Source organism: Pseudomonas sp. GW821-FHT07E12 (assembly GCF_058986605.1).
In genome coordinates this window covers 16702-32505 of the sequence record NZ_JBYSVX010000006.1, presented here as the reverse complement: position 1 = coordinate 32505, position 15804 = coordinate 16702, and the positions used below count along the sequence as shown (strand labels likewise).

Below are 15804 nucleotides of genomic sequence, written 5' to 3'. Positions count from 1 at the left end.
TTCGCTCCGGTCTGCTCGAGCGTCGCTGGATCCCCGCCTGCGCGGGGATGACGCAGTAGTGTTACGCCACCCGGCTACGCCGCGCGCGTTCCAGATGCACCAGCAACAGCGAGATCGCCGCCGGCGTCATGCCGGGGATGCGCTGGGCCTGGCCGATGGTGTTCGGGCGTACCCGTTCGAGCTTCTGCCGTACTTCGGCCGACAGGCCGTGCACCGTGGCGTAATCGAAGCCATCCACAATCGCGGTGGACTCGTGGCGCTGCTGGCGCGCGATTTCCTCGCGCTGGCGGTCGAGGTAACCGGCGTACTTGATTCCGATCTCGACCTGCTCGGCGACCTTGGCGTCATCCACGCCCGGGCCGAGCGAGGGCACGGTCATCAGCTTGGCGTAATCCAGTTCGGGGCGCTTGATCAGATCGAGCACGTTGGTCTCGCGGCTGACCGCCACGCCCAGCGTCGCCTCGACCTCGCGCCCGAGCGCGTTGCCCGGCGTCGCCCATAGCGCACGCAGGCGCTGGCTCTCGCGCTCGACCGCCTCCTGCTTGGTCTGGAACGCGGCCCAGCGACGGTCGTCGACCACGCCCAGCGCGCGGCCGGCGGCGGTCAGGCGCACGTCGGCGTTGTCCTCGCGCAGCTGCAGCCGGTACTCGGCGCGGCTGGTGAACATGCGGTACGGCTCGGTGGTGCCGTGAGTGATCAGGTCATCGACCAGCACGCCCAGATAGGCCTCGTCACGACGCGGCGACCAGCCGTCGTGGCCATGCACGAAGCGCGCGGCATTGAGCCCGGCCAGCAGGCCCTGCGCGGCGGCTTCCTCGTAGCCGGTGGTGCCGTTGATCTGGCCGGCGAAGAACAGGCCGTTGACCAGCTTGGTCTCCAGCGTGGCCTTGAGCCCGCGCGGGTCGAAGAAGTCGTACTCGATCGCATAGCCCGGCCGGGTGATGTGGGCCTGCTCGAAGCCGCGGATCGAGCGCACCAGCTCCAGCTGCACGTCGAACGGCAGCGAGGTCGAGATGCCGTTCGGATAGATCTCGATCACGTCCAGCCCCTCGGGCTCGACGAAGATCTGGTGGCTGGCCTTCTCGGCGAAACGCACCACCTTGTCCTCGATCGACGGGCAGTAGCGCGGGCCGATGCCCTCGATCTGGCCGGTATACAGCGGCGAGCGGTCGAGCGCGCCACGGATGATCTCGTGGGTACGCTCGGAGGTGTGGGTGATCCAGCAGCTGACCTGGCGCGGATGCTCGGTGACATCGCCCAGGAAGGACATCACCGGCAGCGGATCGTCGCCGGGCTGCTCGTCCATCACCGTGTAATCGAGCGTGCGCCCGTCGATGCGTGGCGGCGTGCCGGTCTTGAGCCGGTCGATCGCGAACGGGCGCTCGCGCAGGCGCGCGGCCAGCGTCGTCGCCGGCGGATCGCCCATGCGCCCGGCGGTGTACTGGGTCTGGCCGATGTGGATCTTGCCGGCCAGGAAGGTGCCGGCGGTCAACACCACCGCATTCGCTTCGAAGCGCAGGCCGGTCTGGGTGATCACCCCGCGTACCGCGTCGCCTTCGATGATCAGGTCGTCGACCGCGGCCTGGAACACGCTCAGGTTCGGCTGCGCCTCGACGATGTGGCGGATCGCGCTGCGATACAGCGCGCGATCGGCCTGGCAGCGGGTCGCGCGTACCGCCGGGCCCTTGGAGGCATTGAGCGTGCGCCACTGGATGCCGGCCAGATCGGCCGCATGCGCCATCGCGCCGCCGAGCGCGTCGATCTCCTTGACCAGATGACCCTTGCCGATGCCGCCGATGGCCGGGTTGCAGCTCATCGCGCCCACGGTCTCGATGTTGTGGGTCAGCAGCAGCGTGCGTGCACCGGCGCGTGCGGCCGCCAGCGCGGCTTCGGTGCCGGCATGGCCGCCGCCGATCACGATCACGTCATGGCGATGGAAGGAGCGGGTCATGGCAGGTATGGAAGAAGTGGATGAACGGAGCGGTCGGGATGGAGTGTGGCCGCGATGGCACGTGTTTTTGTGTACGGGTTCGCATTTTACGCAACGCGCCCTCAAGCTGGCACGCTTCGTGCAGATAACCCGATCGCACCAGGTGTGGCACTGCGTCAATGGCGCACAGGCTGGAATTGGAACAGGGGCCAGCCATGCGCACGCCGGGGTAGCACGGGGGCCGGCAGTCGGGGGACTGCCGGCTCTTTTTTGCGGGTTTCTAATGCGAGTCCCTTGCAGGAGCCGGCACCTTCATGTGCGCGGATTCAAGGGAAAACCTCCGCGCATTGATGCATGACGTCGGACTTCCGCTGAAGCCGCAAGCCCCCAAACACGAAGCCCCGGCATGGCCGGGGCTTCGTTTTGTAGGCGCCGATATCCGACAGGGCCGGAACAGGGGGGATCCAGATTTCCCTGTCGGACATCGACATTGAAACGTTTGTGTAACGACTCAGGTCAGAAAGCGACGTGGCACGTCACAACGGAGGCGTAGCTTCGCGCCAAGGCAGGGGCAAAAGCAAGCCTTTGCCGGGAGGCGAACTGTGGCTGGCGTCGCAAGTCCCCAAAGTCAGGGCTCCTGGGTTCTCTGGGCTGGCCGGCCCGGCTGCTTGAGCCGGTTCAGGTCACGCCAGGGCGAAGGCGAGGACTGGCGCGTCTCGGCCGGACGCGGCGGTCGCGGTCCCGGCTGCGACGGGCGTGGCGGTCGCGGGCCGCCGTTGTTGGGCGGTGGACGATGACCACCCCCGGGGTAACCGCCGTAGCCAGGCCGCGGCGGCAGCGGACGATAGATCGGGCGGTAGTAGCGGCCGGGATAGGTCGGATAGTCGTAGAAGCCCAGCCAACCGGGGCTGTAGTAGTACGGAGATCCGTAGTAATCGCCGCCGTAGTAGCCGGCCGGATAGCGGTACTGCACGCCTGGCGTGCCGCGGTAATAGCCACCGCTCTCGCCGCCGGCGTAGTCGTAGGTCACGCAACCGCCCAGGAAAACCATCATCCCGGCGGCTGCAAGCACGCGCATTTTCATTGGAGCTCCCTGTTCCGGCTATTGCCACTGTTTTTCAGCTGCTGCCACTGTCGGCGCAAGCCATTGAATCCGTGCTTAATTCGCCCGGTATTGCGATGAATGCTGCATGTCCGCCGAGGCATTGGAGCGAACGGCGCCTGCTGCAGGTACCCAGGGACGATACGTTAACCTTGGCACATGATCGAACCGGCTTTGCCTGATTACACCGACGTGCTGTTGGCCGCCGCGCGCATTGCTCCCCATGCGGACGTCACGCCGGTACTGCATTCGCGGGCGCTCGATGCGCTCAGTGGCGCGCAGTTGCACTTCAAGGCCGAGCATCTGCAGCGCGGTGGCGCGTTCAAGTTCAGGGGCGCCTGCAACGCGGTCTGGTCGCTGGAAGCGGCGCAGGCCGAGCGCGGGGTGGTCACGCATTCTTCTGGCAACCATGGCGCGGCATTGGCGCTGGCGGCACGCACCCGCGGCATCGGCTGTCATGTGGTGGTCCCGGACGGCGCGGTCGCGGCCAAGTTGAGCAACATCGCCCGCCACGGCGCCACGCTGTGGCGCTGCGAAGCGACGATCGCCGCGCGTGAACGCACCTGCGCCGAGGTGCGGGCCAGCAGCGGCGCGCGATTGGTGCATCCATATACCGACGCGGCGGTGATCGCCGGCCAGGGCACGGCGGCGCTGGAACTGCTGCGCCAGAGCGGCGGCCTGGACATGCTGGTGGTGCCGGTCGGCGGCGGCGGATTGGCGTCGGGCACTGCGCTGGCATTACGCGGGGTCGCGCCCGATTGCGAGCTGGTGCTGGCCGAGCCGATCGGGGCCGCCGACACCGCACGCTCACTGGCCGCCGGCGAGCGGCGCATCGAGTTCGTGCCGGATACCGTCTGCGACGGCCTGCGCGGCACATTGGGCGAACCCAACTTCGCGATCCTGCAGGCGGCTGGTGCTCAGGTGATCACCGTCGGCGACGGCGCCACGATCGAGGCGATGCGGTTGCTGTGGCAGGTGCTGAAGCAGACCGTGGAACCCTCTTCGGCGATCGCACTGGCGGCGGTGCTGGCCGAGCCGGCCCGTTTCGCCGGGCGCCGGGTCGGCATCGTGCTGTCGGGGGGCAACGTCGACATCGACGCACTGCCGTGGGTGCTCGCGGCGTGAGGGCATCGCGCAAGCGGTTCGGATTCTGGGGCTGGCTGTGGCGGCTGCTGGTGCTGGTATTGCTGTGGCTGCTGGGCGTGGCGGTGTGGATCGTGTGGATCGGCGAGCGCGATCAGGCCGCGCCGGCCGACGTGGTGATCGTGCTCGGCGCGGCGGCCTACGACGCGCGGCCCTCGCCGGTGTTCGAGGAGCGCATCCGTCACGGCCTGGACCTGTATCGCGCCGGCTATGCGCCGAAGCTGATCTTCACCGGCGGCTTCGGCGGCAGCGGCGCGCGTTTTTCCGAGTCGCAGGTCGCGCGCCGCTACGCGCTGCGCCATGACGTACCGCAGAACGACATCCTGATCGAAACGGTCTCGCGCACGACGCGCCAGAACCTGGTGCAGGCGCGCGCGCTGATGCAGGCGCACGGCATGCACCGCGCGATCATCGTCAGCGATCCGTTGCACATGGCGCGCGCGCTGCGGCTGTGCCACGAGCTGGATATCGATGCGCTGGCCTCGTCTACGCCGAGTACGCGCTTTCGCAGCTTTCACACCAGCTGGAAGTTCCTGTTGCAGGAGGTCTACTTCTTTCACCGGGACCTGTTCTTACGCAGTGCGTAAGAACAGATCCCGGTGAAAGCCGAAGTTTGCTGCGCAAACTTCGGGATGGCGTTGCTTCCAAATCCCCGCGCCTTCGGCGCGCCCCCTTTACTAAAGGGGGCTTTGCTCCAGCCACATTGCTGGAGGTTCGGGACACGCTCATACGCGATTCCAGGATCGTCCTATGATGGCGGTCCTTCCACGGAATGCGTCCGACAATGACCCGGCAAGCCTCGCTCGAACTCGTGCAGCGCTACTACGACGCGTTCAATCGTGGTGATTGGGACGAGATGCTGGATTGTCTATCCGATGACGTGGCGCATGACCTCAATCAGGGAGCGCGCGAAATCGGGCGTGATGTGTTCTCGGCGTTTCTGGCGCGGATGAACACGAGTTACCGTGAGCAGCTGCGCGATATCGTGCTGATGGTGAGCGAGGACGGTGCGCGTGTGGGCGCCGAGTACGTCGTGCATGGTGAGTATCACCACACCGACGAGGGACTGCCGGAGGCGCGCGGGCAGGCCTATGTGCTGTCGGGTGGGGCGTTCTTCGATATCCGTGACGGCCGCATCGCGCGGGTCAGCAATTACTACAACCTGCAGGACTGGATCGAACAGGTTTCGCGCTGAGCGAGGATTTCCCTTGTAGGAGCGGCTCCGGGTGGCCTCGGGCCATCAGCCGCGATGGCGCTTTCCCCGTTTGAATCCTCACGCATGGATGCGTGGGCTTTTGCAGAGGGATCTGCGCGAAAGCCCCATCGCGGGCTGACGCCGCTCCTACGGTGAATATGGCCGCGCCTACAGCTTGATGATCGCGATCACCACCAGCGCGAAGATGCCCCACTTCAGCGTCTGGTACAGCGGGTTGTTGCGTTCCTTCAATGCCTTGGCCTTGAGCCGCAGCGCGTAGAAATAGCGGAACACGCGGTTGATGCCGCCGGTCTTGTCGCCTTCGTCGTTCGGCGAGGCGCCTGCCGAGAGCAGGCTCCGGCCGACGAAGCGGTTGAGTGACTGCGCCCAGCGCCAGCGCATCGGTCGCTCGATGTCGCAGAACAGGATGATCCGATCCTGCTGGGTATCGTTGCGGGCGTAGTGGATGTAGGTCTCGTCGAACATCGTCCATTCGCCATCGCGCCAGCTGTAGTTCTGGCCGTCGACGTTGATGAAACAGCCATCGTCGTTCGGCGTGGCCAGGCCCAGGTGCAGGCGCATCGAGCCGGCGAACGGGTCGCGGTGCGGGCGCAGCTCACTGCCCGGCGGCAGCTCGGCGAACATCGCCGCCTTCACGGTCGGAATCGAGGCCAGCAGCGCGGTGGTCTGCGGGCACAGCTCGGCGGCGGAGGGGTGCGCGGTGCCGTACCACTTCAGGTAGAAGCGCTTCCAGCCGCGGCGGAAGAACGAGTTGAAGCCGACGTCGGTATAGCCATCGGCGGCCTTGATCTTCTTCAGCTCGGCCAGCGCCACGGCTTCATCGCGGATCGTGGTCCATTGCGCGCGCAGCGGCGCCAGTTCGGGGAATTCCTTGCCCGGATCGATGAACGGCGTGGTCGGCACCCGCGAGCACAGGTACATCAGCGTGTTGATCGGCGCCATGAAGGTCGAGTGGTCGAGCAACTGCCGACTCAACCGATGGCGCACGCGGCCGCGGAAATGGATATAGAACGCGGACGCGAGGAACAGCGCGATGATGAGCCACTTGATCATGCAGGGAACCGGTAGAGAAAAGTGCCGGAAATACCGGCGCGGACATTTTAGTCCCTTGTGGGCCCGGGCGCCTGATTGCCTGCTGTATCCCTTGCTGTATCCCTCGTAGGAGCGGCTTTAGCCGCGATGGGGCCTTCCCCATTTGAATCCCCGCGTATGGATGCGCGGTTTTTGCAGAGGGATCAGCGCGAAAGCCCCATCGCGGCTGAAGCCGCTCCTACGAGGGCAGGGGCTCAGGACTCGCGCGGGCGGCGCCGGATCGGGATCGAGCCGAGCGGGACGGCGGCGATGTCCTGGCCGTGCTCACGGATCGGGGCGCCGGGATCGGGTGCCCAGGCGTGGGCGTAGATCACCTCCCAACTGCTGGGGAGCTTGCCGTCGGCCTGGCGCAGCGGCTCGTAGGCGCCGGCAGCGGCGGCGAAGCGGCCCTTGCCGGTCAGCGTGCCGCGGCGCTGGCTGAGCGCGTTGGTGGCGCCCATTGCGCGCAGCTCGCGCATCAGTGCCGGCAGGTCGTCGTAGGTCAATGTGAAGAGGTCGCGATCCAGCACCGGGTCGCGGAAGCCGGACAGCATCATGGCATCGCCGAACTGCGCGATCGGGGCGAAGCGGCTGACGTGCGGGACCGCATCGACCTGTGAAAACGCCTCGCGCAGCTCGATCAGCGTGTCCGGGCCGAAGGTGGAGCACAGCAGCAGGCCGCCGGGTTTGAGCGCGCGGCGGAATCCGGCGAACACCGCCGGCAGGTCTTCCACCCATTGCAGGCACAGGTTGGAGAAGATCACATCGACGCTGCCGTCGGCCACCGGCAGCGCGCGCGCGTCGGCGCACACGCGTGCGAACGGCTTCCACCAGCCGGCCTGTTTCCTGGCTTCGTGCAGCATCGGCAGCGCCATGTCCATGGCGATCACCTGCGCCTTCGGCCAGCGCTTCTTCATCGCCGCGGTGGCGTGGCCGGTGCCGGCGCCGATGTCGAGCACCACCTGCGGCGCGTGTTCGCCGAGGTAGTCGAGCGATTCGAGCAGGCGCTTTTCCACTTCGTGCTGGAGAGCGGCGGCGGCGTCGTAGCTGCCGGCGGCGCGCGAGAACGCGCGACGGACGTGGCGGGAGTCGTAGATCGGGGTCATTGCGTGGCTATTGTCGCGTGTTTGCCGGTACCGGCGCGACCGTCAGAACGTACCGGGATAGGTGCCGCCGTCGATCAGCAGGTTCTGCCCGGTGATGTAGCCGGCCTGCGCGCTGCACAGGTAGGCGCAGGCGGCACCGAATTCGTCGGGGCGGCCGAAGCGGCCGGCGGGGATCTTCGCCTGTGCCTGGTGGGCGACGTCTTCGACGCTGAGGTCCTTGGCCTGGGCGCGCGCGGCCAGCGTGTTGTGCAGGCGCTGGGTGTCGAACGAGCCCGGCAGCAGGTTGTTGATGGTGACGTTGTGGGCGACGGTGCTGCGCGCCAGCCCGGCGACGAAGCCGGTCAGGCCCGAGCGGGCGCCGTTGGACAGGCCGAGGATGTCGATCGGCGCCTTCACCGCGCTGGAGGTGATGTTGACGATGCGGCCGAAGCCGCGCGCCTGCATGGCATCGACGGTGGCGCGGATCAGCTCGATCGGCGCGAGCATGTTGGCGTCGATCGCGGCCAGCCAGTCCTCGCGGCGCCAGTTGCGGAAATCGCCTGGCGGCGGGCCACCGGCGTTGTTGACCAGGATGTCCACGTGCGGGCAGGCGGCGAGCGCGGCGGTGCGGCCGGCTTCGGTGGTGATGTCGACAGCGACGGTGCGCACTTCGCGTGCGCCTGGAAGGTCGCGCAACCCGGTCGCGGCGATCTGCAGATCCTCGGCGTGGCGCGCGACGATCACCAGATTGACGCCCTCGGCGGCGAGCGCGCGGGCGCAGCCCAGGCCAAGACCCTTGCTGGCGCCGCATACCAGGGCCCAGCGGCCGGCGATTCCAAGATCCATGGTGTTGTTCCTCGTGGGGGGATAAACAGTGAGTTTCCATTGTGGGAGGGACTTCAGTCCCGACAAGGCTTTCCCGGGAAAGTCCTGTCGGGACTGAAGTCCCTCCCACAAAATTCAGGTCAGCCCGGTGACGAAGTGCTGGATCGCCTCGGCCACCTGGTCGGCATGGCCAAGGAACGGAGCGTGGCCGCCACCGGCAATGGTGATCGCCTGGGCATTCGGGGCCAGTGCGGCGGCGGCCTGCATGCCGCGCGCCGATACGAGGCGGTCGCGCTGGCCGGCGATCCACAGGCTCGGCCGGCGCAGGCCGGGCAGGGCGCGGCGCAGGTCGCTGCGTTCGAGCAGGCGCAGGCCTTCCTGCAACGCGCGCGGCGCCGGTTCGCCACGGGCGACCAGCATGTCCTTCAAGGTGCGCAGCTCGGCGCGGCCGTGCTCGGAGCCGAGCGTGTCCAGCGCCAGGAAGCGTTCCAGCGTGCCGCGATAGTCCTGCGCCAGATCGCGGCCGAACTGTTCGAACACGCTCGGTTCGACCGCATCGGGCCAGTCCTCGCCGCGGACGAAACGCGGGCTGGCGGCCAGCATCACCAGACCCTTCACCTGCGGCAGCGTGGCCGCTGCGTGCAGCGCGACCAGCCCGCCCAGCGACCAGCCCAGCCAGACGGCCGGTGGGGTCGCGGCGGCGATGTCGTGGACCAGGAACGGCAGCGACAGCGCGGTGGTGTCGTCGCGGCTGTGGCCATGGCCGGGCAGGTCCACCAGATGCAGTTCGAAGTGTGGGGCGAGTCGCTCGACCAGGGGCGCGAACACGCCGCCGTGCAGCGCCCAGCCGTGGATCAGGACCAGTGCCGGACCTTGGCCGACGGTTTCGATATGCATCGTGGGTGTTCCGGAAATCCGATGGGGGGCGTCAGCGGGACTGTTTTCCCTTCTCCCGCTTGCAGGAGAAGGGAGTGATTCGATGCTACGGATGGCATGCGTTGGATGCCGATGCGTTCTAGGACGTCGTCCCCGCGAAGGCGGGAAGTGCTTTTCAGCAGCCGAAGGCTGATCATCCAGTGTCTTGAGGCCTGACAAACAGAAGTCGCCGGGTCCCCGCCTGCACGGGGGCGACGGTCGTTGCCGCTGCGGCGGCGGATGTTCGCCTTCTTCGGAATCAAGAAAAACATCAGCTGCCGAGCGCAGCCACCTGTTGCTGGCGCTGCACGATGTCGCGCGCACGCGCGGTCGCTTCGACCAGTGCTTCGACCTGCTGCGGGGTGTGCAGCGCCGACAGGGTCACGCGCAGTCGTGCCTTGCCTTCGGGCACCGTCGGTGGCCGGATCGCGCCGACCAGGAAGCCGGCGTTCTCCAGCGAGGCCGACATCGCCATCGTCGCGGCTTCATCGCCGCACAGCAGCGGCTGGATCGGGGTGTCGGAGGCCATCAGCTCCAGGCCATGGCGACGCGCGCCGTCGCGGAATGCGGCGATCAGCGTGGTCAGCTTTTCGCGGCGCCAGTCGTCGCGACGCGCCAGCCTGACCGCGGCCAGCGAGGCGGCGGCCTGCGCCGGTGGCAGCGCGGTGGTGTAGATGTAGGGGCGCGCGGTTTCGGCCAGGTGCTGCACCAGTGCTTCCTCGCCGACCACCACGGCGCCGTAGCCGCCCAAGGCCTTGCCGAGCGTGATCAGCTGCAGCGGTACTTCCTGCATGCCGAGCCCGGCTTCGGCGACGCTGCCGCGCCCGTGCGGGCCGAGCACGCCGATGCCGTGCGCGTCATCGACGTAGAACAAGGCCTGCTGCATGCGCGCGACCAGGCTCAACGAGCGCAGCGGGGCGATGTCGCCATCCATGCTGAAAACGCCGTCGCTGACCAGCATCGCCGCGCCATCGGCGGCGCCCTTGAGCTGGCGCATCGCGCCTTCGGCATCCAGGTGCGGGTAGCGGCGCAGGCGTGCGCCGGCCAGGCGGGTGGCGTCGAGCAGGCTGGCGTGGTTGAGCCGGTCCTGCACGCACACATCGTCCTCTTCGGTCAGCAGCGCCTGCTGCACGGCCAGGTTGGCGATGAAGCCGCTGCCGAACAGCAGTGCGCGCGGATAGCCGAGCCACTCGGCGATCTCGCGTTCCAGCGCTTCGTGCAGCGCGTGGTGGCCGCAGATCAGGTGCGAGGCGGTGGAGCCGGCGCCTTCGCGTGAAGCGGCATCCTGCAACGCAGCCACCACTTCGAACTGTTGCGCCAGCCCGAGGTAGTCGTTGGAGCAGAACCCGGTCAGCCAGCGGCCGTCGATCTCCAGACGCACGCCATCGCGGCGGCCGACGGTGCGGCGCGTGCGCACGCGCGCCTGCGCGACGCGGAGAGTGCGCAGCGTCTGGATGCGGTCGTGCAGGTCGGTCCTGGCCATGGTTGTCCGGTGCATGGGCGGCAGACGGCTAGGTTAACCGCCCTGCCGGCGGCAGCGGGCCGGCGAGGCGATGGCCGGCCGCTTGTGCCGCTCAGGCGGCGTGCTGGTGCCCGGACGGACAGGTGATGTCGGCGTGCACCGTGCCGGGGTGATCGTGGTGGTCGGCATCGACGGTGATCTGCATCGGGCGCAGGCCCAGCCGTGCGAACAGCGCCATGTCGCGTTCGGTATCCGGGTTGCCGGTGGTCAGCAGCTTCTCGCCGTAGAAGATCGAGTTGGCACCGGCCAGGAAGCACAACGCCTGCAGCTCGTCGTTCATCGCCTCGCGGCCGGCCGACAGGCGCACCATCGATTTCGGCATGATGATGCGTGCGATCGCGATCATCCGCACGAACTCGAATGCGTCCAGCTCCTGGGTGCCATGCAACGGGGTGCCGGCGACCTGCACCAGCCGGTTGATCGGCACCGAGTCCGGATGCGCCGGCAGGTTGGCCAGCGCCAGCAGCAGGCCGACCCGGTGATGGCGGGTCTCGCCCATGCCGACGATGCCGCCGCAGCAGGTCTTCAGGCCGACTTCGCGCACGTGCTCCAGTGTGTCCAGGCGATCCTGGTACTGGCGGGTGTGGATGATCGAGTCGTAGAAGTCCGGCGAGGTGTCGAGGTTGTGGTTGTAGTAGTCCAGGCCGGCCTCTTTCAGCGCCTGCGCCTGCTCGCCGCTGAGCATGCCGAGCGTGGCGCAGGTTTCCAGACCCAGCGACTTCACCTCGGCGATCATCGCGGCGACCTTCGGGATGTCGCGGTCCTTCGGCGAGCGCCAGGCCGCGCCCATGCAGAAGCGCGAGGCGCCGGCGGCCTTGGCCTGGCGGGCCTTGGCGACCACCGCATCGGTGTCCATCAGCTTCTGCGCGTCGACGCCGGTGTTGTAGCGCTGCGCCTGCGGGCAGTAGGCGCAGTCTTCGGGACAACCGCCGGTCTTGACCGACAGCAGCGTGGAGACCTGGACCTCGGCCGGATCGAAATGTTCGCGGTGCGTCGCGGCGGCGCGGAACAGCAGCTCGGTCAGCGGCAGATCGAACAGCGCGTGCAGTTCCTGGGCTTGCCAGTCGTGGCGGATGACAGCGGACATTGGGGTTTCCTGACAGAAGGCGGCTCGGAAGCGCGGCATTCTGGTGAGCGCAAGGAAGGCTGTCAACCTGACTGGAGTGTCAATGGTTTACAAGTGGGCGGCGCAACGGATCGCGGCATGGTGGCCGACGCATTGCCTGGTCTGCGGCGAAACCGGCATCGCCGGACGCGATGTCTGTGCCGCCTGTCTGGCGGCGATGCCGTTTCTGCGCGTGGCCTGCCCGCGCTGCGCGTTGCCGCTGGGGCCGGCGGAGCAGGGACTGGTGGCCTGTGGTGCCTGCCAACGTCAGCCGCCACCGCTGGATGCTGCGATTGCGGCGTTCGCCTACGGATGGCCGGTCGATGGGCTGATGCGGCGCTTCAAGTTTCATCAGGATCTTGCGTCCGGCCGATTGCTGGCGGAGTTGCTGGCCGAGCGTTGCCGGCAGGCGCCGCGTCCGCAGGCACTGGTGCCGTTGAGCCTGCATGTGGGGCGGCTGCGCCAGCGCGGTTACGATCAGGCGCTGGAATTGGCGCGGCCGCTGGCGCGCGCGCTGGATCTGCCGTGTCAGCCGGCTTTGACGCGCGTCAAGGCCACGCGACCGCAATCGGAACTGGATGCCGGCGCGCGTGCGCGCAATCTGCGCGGCGCCTTCGAGGTCAACGCGGCGGTGCCGGCGCATGTGGCGCTGATCGACGACGTGATGACGACAGGTGCGAGCCTGCATGCGGCGGCGCGTGCGCTGCGCAAGGCTGGCGTGCAGCGTGTGGATGCGTGGGTTTGCGCGCGGGTGCCGTGAGTGGCGGCGATCAACCAGGACTGGTCATCCCCGCGAAGGCGGGGTTTCAGTGTCGTGGCTATACGTTGGCATAAGTCGCTGGGTCCCCGCCTTCGCGGGGACGACGGTAGCGATCAAGCCGTCGCCAGCGCGGTGGCGATACCGGCGAACACTGCCGCGCCAACCCAGTTGTTGTGCAGGAACGCGCGAAAGCAGGGCGCGCGTTCGCGCTGGCGGGCGATGAGGAATTCGTAGGCCACCAGGACCATGCCCACCAGCAGGCCGATCCAGTAATAGTGGTTGAGCTGCAGACGCTGGCCGACCAGCGCCAGCGCGGCGAACGTCAGTGCATACAGCACACCCTGTGCGATCAGGTCCAGGTCGCCGAACAGGATCGCGGTGGACTTGGAGCCCATCTTGATGTCGTCGTCGCGATCGACCATCGCATACCAGGTGTCGTAGGCGGTGGCCCACAGGATGTTGGCTGCGTACAGCAGCCAGCCGACCACCGGCACTTCGCCCTGCACCGCGGCGAACGCCATCGGGATGCCCCAGCCGAACGCCATGCCGAGGTAGACCTGCGGCAGGTAGGTGTAGCGCTTGAGGTAGGGATAGCTCGCGGCGAGGAACAGGCCGGCCACGCTCAGCAGCACGGTGAGGCGGTTCAAGGTCAGCACCAGCGCGAAGGCGACCAGCATCAGCACCGCGAACACCACCAGCGCCTCGCGCCCGGACACCGCGCCGGTCGCCAGCGGGCGTTGCCGGGTGCGTTCCACATGCGGGTCGAGCCAGCGGTCGGCGTAGTCGTTGATCACGCAGCCGGCCGATCGGGTCAGCCACACGCCGGCGCTGAACACGAACAGCGTCCACAGCGGCGGCACGCCGCCGGCAGCCAGCCACAGCGCCCACCAGGTGGGCCACAGCAACAGCAGGCTGCCGATCGGGCGGTCGCCGCGGACGAGTTTCCAGTACTGGCCGAGCCGATCGCGCCAGTAAGGCTGCGGGGGCGGGGCGGCGGTTTCGAATCGTTCGTAGCCCATCGCGAAAGCGTAGCAGCCTGTTCCGGAGGCGGCCATGGCGAGGATGTCGCAGGTATCGCCACGCGTCAGTGAGGGCGAGCCCAGCCGCGCACACGTTCTTGATGGGAAATGACGCCCGGGACGCCTGTGCGGCGGCCGCTGAGCCACATGACCCGCGCCCGCTGCGTTCTGGCATAATGCTCGGCCACGCGCTCGTAGCTCAGCCGGATAGAGTAGTGGCTTCCGAAGCCATTGGTCGGGGGTTCGAATCCCTCCGGGCGCACCAGATTGAAGTCCAGCGACATCCGAAGAAGGCCGGGTAACCCAGAAACATCAAGGGTCCCGGCCTTTTTTGTATCCCGATTCATATGCCGATACGCGCGGCCAGCCTGACCAGTTCGGCCAGCGAGCCGGCTTTCATCTTGCGCATGGCGTGGCCGCGCCGGACCTTGACCGTGATCTCGCTGATGTCCAGGCGCGCGGCCACCTGTTTGTTGAGCAGGCCCTGCACGACCAGCCGGGTCACGTCCTGCTCGCCGGGTGTCAGCGAATCCCAGCGGGCCAGCAGCTCGGCGGTGTCGGCCTCGGTCTGGCGTCGGGCCTGGTCGCGGCGGATGCCTTCCTGGATCGCGTCGAGCAGGTCCTGGTCGCGGAATGGTTTGGTCAGGAATTCGATCGCGCCGTTCTTCATCGCCTCCACGCCCATCGCGATGTCGCCATGGCCGGTGATGAAGATGGTCGGCATGGCGAAGCCGGATTCGACCATCTGCCGATGGAACTCCATGCCGCTTTGTCCGGGCATGCGGATATCCAGCACCAGGCAGCCGGGGGCGTCCTCGCGCGGGTGGTCGAGGAACTCGCGGGTGGAGCCGAAGGCGCGGACCTGCAGGGCGACGGAGGCGAACAGATCCTCGAGCGCGGCGCGCATCGAGGCATCGTCGTCGATCAGGTAGACCACGGGAGATGCGCTGGCATTCATTCGGAGCTGCCCTCGACAAGCGGTACGCGAAACGCGAAGCGTGCGCCGCGCGCACCGGCCGGTTCCATCCAGATCTCGCCGCCGTTGGCTTCCATGATGGTGCGGCTGATGCTCAGGCCGATGCCCATGCCGTCCTGCTTGGTGCTCCAGAACGCGTCGAAGGCATGGGCTGCGGCATCCGGCGACATGCCCGGGCCGGAATCGTCCACCGACAGCCGTGCCCAGCGTCCATCGGGCTGCGAGCGGATCCGGATGGTGCGGGTTTCCGGCAGCTCGCTGGCCAGGGCATCGACCGCATTGAGCAGCACGTTGCCGATCACCTGCTGCATCTGGATGCGATCGGCCAGCACGGTCGGCAGTGCCGGGTCGAGGTCGATCGACAGCGCGATGCCGTTGCGCTCCATCTCGCCGCGCGAAAGCGCGATCACCTCCAGCACCGCCTGATTGAGGTCGAAGGCGCTGCGATGGGCGGCCTCGCCGCGTGCGAGCGCGCGCATGCGCACGATGATCTCGCTGGCGCGGGTGGCATCGGCGACGATCCGGTCGAGCGCGCCGCGTGCCTTCTCCATGTTGGGCGGGGTCTGCGCGAGCCAGCGCTGACAGGCATTGCCGCTGGTGACGATGGCGGCGAGTGGCTGGTTCACCTCATGCGCGATCGACGCGGCGAGCCCGCCCACGCTGCTGCTGCGGGCCAGCTGCAGCAGTTTGGCCTGGGCGTCGTGCGCGACCGCCTTGGCCGCTTCCATCTGCACTGCCAGCCAGGTGGTCACCATCACCACGACGATGCTGATGCAGGAGTTGATCACGCCGACCCGATAGGCGCCGTGCGGGGTGAGATGGAAGCTGAGCACGATCAGCGCGATGCAGCCGCCGGCCAGCGTCACCACGCCCCGGCTGGTCAGCAGCCGCATCGAGAGCAGCACCACCAGGTTGTAGAACAGCGCCGCGGCAACCGCGTAATCGGTGAGCGTATCGACCACGAAGATCGCGGCGATACCGACGGCCAGGGCGGTCAGACCGAGAAGGTCGCCACGTGCGAGTGGGGAGCGGAAGAAGCGCATGGGGGTCATCGCGGGATTCCTCGGGCACCTGTTGCGATGAGCTGGATCGGCCCTCGCGGGCCATCAGGGAACTTGATCAGGTGCAGGACTGA

Annotated in this window: 14 protein-coding genes, 1 tRNA gene and 1 pseudogene; 5 read left to right on the top strand and 11 right to left on the bottom strand. The window is 67.7% G+C overall.

Going from position 1 to position 15804, the window contains the following annotated elements; translation table 11 throughout:
* Positions 1-61 precede the first annotated feature (61 nt).
* Both mnmG and AC3WJE_RS05700 read right to left on the bottom strand, forming a co-directional pair.
* Complete coding sequence (mnmG, locus tag AC3WJE_RS05705) at positions 62-1951, bottom strand: tRNA uridine-5-carboxymethylaminomethyl(34) synthesis enzyme MnmG (protein WP_493729813.1); 1890 nt, start codon at positions 1949-1951, stop codon at positions 62-64.
* A 607-nt stretch (positions 1952-2558) separates the two neighbouring features.
* Complete coding sequence (locus AC3WJE_RS05700) at positions 2559-3008, bottom strand: hypothetical protein (RefSeq protein ID WP_493729812.1); 450 nt, start codon at positions 3006-3008, stop codon at positions 2559-2561.
* A 183-nt stretch (positions 3009-3191) separates the two neighbouring features.
* Here AC3WJE_RS05700 and AC3WJE_RS05695 point away from each other — a divergent pair, with 183 nt between their 5' ends.
* The 3 genes from AC3WJE_RS05695 (at position 3192) to AC3WJE_RS05685 (ending at position 5370) form a co-directional block, all read left to right on the top strand.
* The gene (locus tag AC3WJE_RS05695) at positions 3192-4157 is read left to right on the top strand and encodes a pyridoxal-phosphate dependent enzyme (protein ID WP_493729811.1); all 966 of its coding nucleotides are present in this window, start codon (positions 3192-3194) and stop codon (positions 4155-4157) included.
* Positions 4154-4762 (top strand): YdcF family protein, encoded by a 609-nt coding sequence (locus AC3WJE_RS05690; protein WP_493729810.1) that lies wholly within the window; start codon positions 4154-4156, stop codon positions 4760-4762. Before AC3WJE_RS05695 ends, AC3WJE_RS05690 begins: the two co-directional genes overlap by 4 nt.
* Before the next feature lie 197 nt (positions 4763-4959).
* Positions 4960-5370: a ketosteroid isomerase-related protein gene (locus AC3WJE_RS05685; RefSeq protein ID WP_493729809.1), complete on the top strand. Its 411-nt coding sequence runs from the start codon at positions 4960-4962 to the stop codon at positions 5368-5370.
* A 168-nt stretch (positions 5371-5538) separates the two neighbouring features.
* Here the strand turns inward: AC3WJE_RS05685 and lpxO are convergent, their stop codons facing one another.
* The 6 genes and pseudogenes from lpxO to bioB all read right to left on the bottom strand — a co-directional run.
* On the bottom strand, positions 5539-6441 hold the full coding sequence (gene lpxO / locus AC3WJE_RS05680) for a lipid A hydroxylase LpxO (protein ID WP_493729940.1): 903 nt from the start codon (positions 6439-6441) through the stop codon (positions 5539-5541).
* A gap of 236 nt (positions 6442-6677) precedes the next feature.
* On the bottom strand, positions 6678-7568 hold the full coding sequence (gene bioC / locus AC3WJE_RS05675) for a malonyl-ACP O-methyltransferase BioC (protein ID WP_493729808.1): 891 nt from the start codon (positions 7566-7568) through the stop codon (positions 6678-6680).
* A gap of 42 nt (positions 7569-7610) precedes the next feature.
* Complete coding sequence (locus tag AC3WJE_RS05670) at positions 7611-8393, bottom strand: SDR family oxidoreductase (protein ID WP_493729807.1); 783 nt, start codon at positions 8391-8393, stop codon at positions 7611-7613.
* A gap of 114 nt (positions 8394-8507) precedes the next feature.
* Complete coding sequence (gene bioH / locus AC3WJE_RS05665) at positions 8508-9269, bottom strand: pimeloyl-ACP methyl ester esterase BioH (RefSeq protein WP_493729806.1); 762 nt, start codon at positions 9267-9269, stop codon at positions 8508-8510.
* Between the two features lie 289 nt (positions 9270-9558).
* Positions 9559-10770: an 8-amino-7-oxononanoate synthase gene (gene bioF, locus AC3WJE_RS05660; RefSeq protein WP_493729805.1), complete on the bottom strand. Its 1212-nt coding sequence runs from the start codon at positions 10768-10770 to the stop codon at positions 9559-9561.
* A gap of 160 nt (positions 10771-10930) precedes the next feature.
* A pseudogene (bioB, locus tag AC3WJE_RS05655) lies at positions 10931-11896 on the bottom strand (biotin synthase BioB); the annotation flags it as partial.
* 82 nt (positions 11897-11978) lie between these two features.
* Here bioB and AC3WJE_RS05650 point away from each other — a divergent pair.
* The gene (locus tag AC3WJE_RS05650) at positions 11979-12674 is read left to right on the top strand and encodes a double zinc ribbon domain-containing protein (protein WP_493729804.1); all 696 of its coding nucleotides are present in this window, start codon (positions 11979-11981) and stop codon (positions 12672-12674) included.
* Positions 12675-12787: 113 nt separating this feature from the next.
* Here the strand turns inward: AC3WJE_RS05650 and ubiA are convergent, their stop codons facing one another.
* Positions 12788-13693, bottom strand: coding sequence for a 4-hydroxybenzoate octaprenyltransferase (ubiA, locus tag AC3WJE_RS05645; protein ID WP_493729803.1), 906 nt, complete (start codon positions 13691-13693; stop codon positions 12788-12790).
* A gap of 188 nt (positions 13694-13881) precedes the next feature.
* Between ubiA and AC3WJE_RS05640 the strand changes: the two genes are divergently transcribed.
* Positions 13882-13958 (top strand) — tRNA-Arg (locus AC3WJE_RS05640).
* Positions 13959-14036: 78 nt separating this feature from the next.
* Here AC3WJE_RS05640 and AC3WJE_RS05635 read toward each other — a convergent pair.
* Both AC3WJE_RS05635 and AC3WJE_RS05630 read right to left on the bottom strand, forming a co-directional pair.
* Positions 14037-14651, bottom strand: a complete 615-nt coding sequence (locus AC3WJE_RS05635) for a response regulator transcription factor (protein WP_493729802.1) — start codon at positions 14649-14651, stop codon at positions 14037-14039.
* A complete protein-coding gene (locus tag AC3WJE_RS05630; protein ID WP_493729801.1) occupies positions 14648-15721 on the bottom strand; it encodes a sensor histidine kinase in 1074 nt (357 codons plus the stop codon). The genes AC3WJE_RS05635 and AC3WJE_RS05630 overlap by 4 nt, the downstream gene beginning before the upstream one ends.
* Positions 15722-15804: the final 83 nt, after the last annotated feature.

Coding starts and splice junctions, on each gene's coding strand:
- mnmG (WP_493729813.1), bottom strand. CDS start 1,951: ATGACCCGCTCCTTCCATCGCCATGACGTGATCGTGATCGGCGGCGGC.
- AC3WJE_RS05700 (WP_493729812.1), bottom strand. CDS start 3,008: ATGCGCGTGCTTGCAGCCGCCGGGATGATGGTTTTCCTGGGCGGTTGC.
- AC3WJE_RS05695 (WP_493729811.1), top strand. CDS start 3,192: ATGATCGAACCGGCTTTGCCTGATTACACCGACGTGCTGTTGGCCGCC.
- AC3WJE_RS05685 (WP_493729809.1), top strand. CDS start 4,960: ATGACCCGGCAAGCCTCGCTCGAACTCGTGCAGCGCTACTACGACGCG.
- bioC (WP_493729808.1), bottom strand. CDS start 7,568: ATGACCCCGATCTACGACTCCCGCCACGTCCGTCGCGCGTTCTCGCGC.
- AC3WJE_RS05670 (WP_493729807.1), bottom strand. CDS start 8,393: ATGGATCTTGGAATCGCCGGCCGCTGGGCCCTGGTATGCGGCGCCAGC.
- bioH (WP_493729806.1), bottom strand. CDS start 9,269: ATGCATATCGAAACCGTCGGCCAAGGTCCGGCACTGGTCCTGATCCAC.
- bioF (WP_493729805.1), bottom strand. CDS start 10,770: ATGGCCAGGACCGACCTGCACGACCGCATCCAGACGCTGCGCACTCTC.
- AC3WJE_RS05650 (WP_493729804.1), top strand. CDS start 11,979: ATGGTTTACAAGTGGGCGGCGCAACGGATCGCGGCATGGTGGCCGACG.
- ubiA (WP_493729803.1), bottom strand. CDS start 13,693: ATGGGCTACGAACGATTCGAAACCGCCGCCCCGCCCCCGCAGCCTTAC.
- AC3WJE_RS05635 (WP_493729802.1), bottom strand. CDS start 14,651: ATGAATGCCAGCGCATCTCCCGTGGTCTACCTGATCGACGACGATGCC.
- AC3WJE_RS05630 (WP_493729801.1), bottom strand. CDS start 15,721: ATGACCCCCATGCGCTTCTTCCGCTCCCCACTCGCACGTGGCGACCTT.